Origin of the sequence: Rhodopirellula sp. JB055, from assembly GCF_043100905.1 — a bacterium.
Classification (GTDB): domain Bacteria; phylum Planctomycetota; class Planctomycetia; order Pirellulales; family Pirellulaceae; genus Rhodopirellula.
This window is the reverse complement of the sequence record NZ_JBICHO010000593.1, coordinates 1-4,754: the sequence shown is the minus strand read 5'-3', so window position 1 is coordinate 4,754 and position 4,754 is coordinate 1. Positions and strand designations below refer to the sequence as shown.

Below are 4,754 nucleotides of genomic sequence, written 5' to 3'. Positions count from 1 at the left end.
GCTGGATTTGCGATTCCTCGGCGTGATTACGAACATTCGTTTTCTTAGTCGGATGGTAAATCATCCCTCGTTGTTGGATGTCGAAGCCACGACACTTTTGATCGACACGACTCCGGAACTGTTCCGTTTACCACGCCGGCGCGACCGAGCCACCAAACTGCTGACGTTCCTGGGCGAAACGATCGTCAACGGCAACCCGCTTGTCACGGGACGCCCGCCTGCCGTCCGCCGCGAGCCGGCTCCCGTTCCCGAGATCCCATCGGCGTCCAAGCCACCTCGCGGAACCGCTGACATTTTGCGAGAAGAAGGCGTCGAGGGTTTGGTGAGCTGGATTCGCGATCAGAAAGGCCTGCTCATCACGGACACCACGATGCGTGACGCGCATCAATCGTTGCTGGCCACGCGAGTTCGCACCGATGACATGCTCCGTATCGCGCCAGCCTACGCCCACCTGGCCCCGCAATTGTTCTCACTTGAAATGTGGGGTGGAGCCACGTTTGACACGTCGATGCGGTTCCTCAAGGAATCGCCATGGCAACGTCTTGCGGACCTGCGCGAAGCGGTCCCCAACATCCTGACGCAAATGCTGCTGCGAGCCAGCAACGCGGTGGGCTACACCAACTATCCCGACAACGTCGTGCGACTATTCGTTCGCGAAGCGGTCCAAGCCGGCATGGATGTCTTCCGAGTGTTCGACGCGCTCAACTGGGAAGAAAACATGCGTGTGGCGATGGACGCTGTGATCGAAGAAGGCGGCATCTGCGAAGCATCGATCTGCTACACCGGCGACCTGCAAGATCCCCGGCGGACCAAGTACGACCTGAAGTACTACGTCGATCTGGCGAAGAAACTGCAGGCCGGTGGCGCTCACATGATCGCGATCAAGGACATGGCTGGGCTGCTCAAACCCGCCGCAGCGGTGAAACTGCTGCGTGCCTTGCGCGACGAAGTCGACTTGCCAATTCACTTGCACACTCACGACACCGGGGGAATTCAGGCATCCACATTGATGGCCGCCGCCGGGGAAGGCCTGCAAATCGCGGACGCGGCACTCGCACCATTGTCAGGCGGAACCAGCCAAGTGAACCTGAACACGCTGGTCGAAGCCCTTCGTTTCACCGATCGCGAATCTCCGTTGGACAGTGAATCGCTGACTCAGTTGGCAACCTACTGGCAAGCCGCTCGCGAATTTTACAAACCGTTTGAAAGCGATGTCTTGCCGGCAACGGGTGACTTGTACGATCACGAGATGCCTGGCGGACAATACACGAATCTGTTTCAGCAAGCTCGTGCGTTGGGCTTGGCCGACCAATGGGCCGGAGTCTGCCGCGCCTATGCGGACGTGAACCGGTTGTTCGGCGACATCGTGAAAGTGACTCCCACCAGCAAAGCCGTTGGCGACATGGCGTTGTTCTTGGTTGCCAATGAGATGTCCGCGGAAGACGTTCTGACAACCAACAAAGCTCTCGCATTTCCCGCCAGTGTTTTGGACCTGATCGGCGGTCGGATGGGCCAACCACCGGGTGGCTTCCCCGAAAAAGTCATGCGCAAGATCCTCGGCGACCAAGCCCCCGTGCTGGAACGCCCTGGTGCATCGATGCCACCCGCGGACCTGGGGGCCGCCAAAGCGAAAGCGGCCGAACTCACTCACGAAGCCCCCAGTGATCGCGATGCGGTGACGTACTTGCTGTACCCCAAGGTGTTTGAGGAGTACTCGCAGCATCGCAACACCTACGGCGATGTGGCTGCGCTGCCGACGCCGAACTTTTTCTATGGTCAAGAACCTGGCGACGAGATCGCGGTCGACATCGAACCTGGCAAGCGACTGATCGTCAAATACTTAGCCGTTGGACAACCGTATCCGGACGGGACGCGGACTGTGTTCTTCGAACTCAACGGTCAACCTCGAGAAGTGTCCGTCATCGACCGATCCTTGGAAGTCGATGTCAAAGCCGCTGTGAAAGCCGATCCTTCGGATGCCACTCACGTCGCCGCGTCGATGCCCGGTATGGTGATCACGGTCGCGGCCACCGAAGGCGAAAAAGTGAAGGCTGGCCAGAAGCTGTTGGTTCTCGAAGCCATGAAAATGGAAACCACCATCAACGCTCCTGCCGACGGTGTCGTCACCAAAATCCATACACCTCCAGGAACTCAAGTCGAAGCCGGTGATCTGCTGGCGGTGGTGGAGTGAGGGAATCGCGGGGCGAAGATTCGCTTTTGCGTTCGCTAAGTTGAATTCACCCTCCCGCGGCGAAGCCGTGGGAGGGTCGGTCGGCCCTAGGCCGCCGAGGAGGGCAGTACGCGCTGGTTCCGATGCTCGGCCCTCCCAGGGGGAGGGTGATGATAAACGCTTGGCAACACGACACTTAATGACAGCACGTCCTCTGCGCTCAGGAGGGTGAATTCAAGATCGCGAATATCGACATCAAAGCGACCTTCACCACTCCTGACGGGGCGACGAAAATCCGATGATTCGATAGGCTCTTGGAAAATTCACGCGTTCGCGCCCTTTGAGCTTTCGGAACCAACCTCATGTCGATCAAACGTGTCGGAATCCTTACCGCTGGTGGCTTGGCCCCGTGTCTGTCGTCGGCCATCGGAGCCCTGATTGAAGCCTATACAGAGCAAGCTCCTGAAATTGAAATCGTCTGCTACCGATCCGGGTACAAAGGTTTGCTGCTCGGTGACAGCTTTGTCGTCGACGACCACTCGCGGAAAAACGCGGCAATCTTGCATCAACACGGCGGCAGCCCAATCGGCAACAGCCGGGTCAAGCTCACCAACGTCGCCGACTGCGTCAAACGCGGCTTGGTCAAGGAAGGCCAAGACCCATTGCAGGTTGCTGCGGAGCGATTGCAATCGGATGAAGTCGATGTGTTGCACACCATCGGTGGCGACGACACAAACACAACCGCCGCGGATTTGGCCGCTTATTTGGCCAAGCACGAATACCAACTGACCGTGGTCGGTCTGCCCAAGACCATCGACAACGACGTCATCCCCATCCAACAAAGCCTCGGTGCGTGGACCGCCGCGGAAGAAGGCGCCAAGTTCTTCGAGAACGTGGTCGGCGAACACAACGCCAACCCGCGCATGTTGATTGTTCACGAAGTCATGGGTCGCAACTGTGGCTGGTTGACCGCTGCCACCGCCGCCAAGTATCGCGAACGTTTGCAAACGCTCCACTTCTTGCCCGAGATGGGACTCAGCCAAGAACGTCGCGACGTGCACGGTGTGTTCGTTCCTGAGATGAGTTTCGATCTCGAAGAAGAAGCCAACCGCCTGCGAGCAATCATGGACGAGATCGATTGCGTCAACATCTTCATCTCCGAAGGTGCCGGCGTGGACACCATCGTCAAAGAAATGGAATCGCGTGGCGAAAGCGTCCCCAAAGATGCATTCGGCCACTACAAACTGGACGCCGTGAACCCTGGCAAATGGTTCGGAAAACAATTCGCGGACATGTTGGGCGCCGAGAAAACACTCGTGCAAAAGAGCGGTTACTTCAGTCGTGCCGCCGCCGCCAACGCGGAAGACATCGCCTTGATCGGTCGCTGTGCTAAAAAGGCGGTCGAGTGTGCATTGCAAGGCATCGGTGGTGTGGTCGGAGAAGACGAAGACCAGAACAACGAACTTCGTGCCATCGAGTTTGAACGCATCGCCGGCGGCAAACCCTTCGACATCAACGTGGACTGGTTTGGTGACCTGCTCTCACAGATGGGACAACCCAAAGGCGAAGTCCTGGAAACGTCTCACTAACGAACGAGCTGAGCAGCAACAACTTCCGAGCCGGGCGCGTCATTCGTGCTCGGCTCGTTCACATTTGGCACGGTTGATTGTCGCTTCCCGTTGAGCAACCATCCGATCGGTGTGTACCGAACGAAGACTTGATAGCTGAGCAACAGCACCACACAGGAGATCGCACTGACGGCCGCGAATTTGACGCTCCAAGAGACCTGCCAATCTCGCACCCAGTACTGCAAATACATCACCAGCGGAAGGTGAGCGAGGTACAACCAGTAGCTCGAATCAGACAGGTATCGCAGCGTGCGACTGGGATGAGCAAACACGCTTCGAAACATCCCAATCATGCCGAAGGACACGATCCAGGCGTAAGCGGATTGAACCAACACGGACGCGAACAATCCGCCGCCCGATGTTTGGCTCTTCAGCATCCAACCGATCGCAAGCAACACAGTGAGCGACAACGGCAAACTGATCCTCCACCCGTGACCCAGGCGACCTTCGCGATCATCCGCGACAAAGTAGATCGCACCAAAGCCAAAGAACAACGCGTAGTACAACAGCACCGATGGGATGGGAAGCAAGCCGACCGAGGTGGCCGGCCCAAAACCTTCGTGCCGCATGAACCATTGAGCCAACATCGTCAGCGGAATCAACCAGAGCAGGCAACCTGGTGAACTGGCCAGTGCCGCCGCGTTCCAGCGTGACTTCAGCGATCGCGGCGTAGCCGCCATGACGATCACGAACCCAGCCACCAAGAAGCACAAGAACCAAAGAAACCACAGGTGCCCGGTCGCCGGAAACTCAAACAACAGAAACATCAATCCGCTCCAGTCCGCCGCACTCATTCCTGGTGCGGCAGCCTGATCCGCTGGCGACTCAAACAACGTGAAGCCCATCTTCGCAGCGATCTCTTCACGCCCAGATTCGACATCCTCTTGATCGACTTCGATTTGCAGCAACCCAGCGACGAACTCGGTCGTTCCCCACGGTGCACGCATCACATCGAT

At 57.8% G+C, this 4,754-nt stretch carries 3 protein-coding genes; 2 read left to right on the top strand and 1 reads right to left on the bottom strand.

Annotated elements, in window-relative coordinates; genetic code table 11:
* A partial coding sequence (locus tag ACF8AM_RS23210; protein WP_392557935.1) for a pyruvate carboxylase occupies window positions 1-2,191 on the top strand: 2,191 nt, incomplete at its 5' end.
* A 341-nt stretch (window positions 2,192-2,532) separates the two neighbouring features.
* Window positions 2,533-3,759 (top strand): pyrophosphate--fructose-6-phosphate 1-phosphotransferase, encoded by a 1,227-nt coding sequence (locus ACF8AM_RS23205; protein ID WP_392557934.1) that lies wholly within the window; start codon window positions 2,533-2,535, stop codon window positions 3,757-3,759.
* Here ACF8AM_RS23205 and ACF8AM_RS23200 read toward each other — a convergent pair.
* Window positions 3,756-4,754: acyltransferase (locus ACF8AM_RS23200; RefSeq protein WP_392557933.1), on the bottom strand; the 999-nt coding region annotated here is incomplete at its 5' end. The two genes, ACF8AM_RS23205 and ACF8AM_RS23200, sit on opposite strands and share 4 nt — an antisense overlap.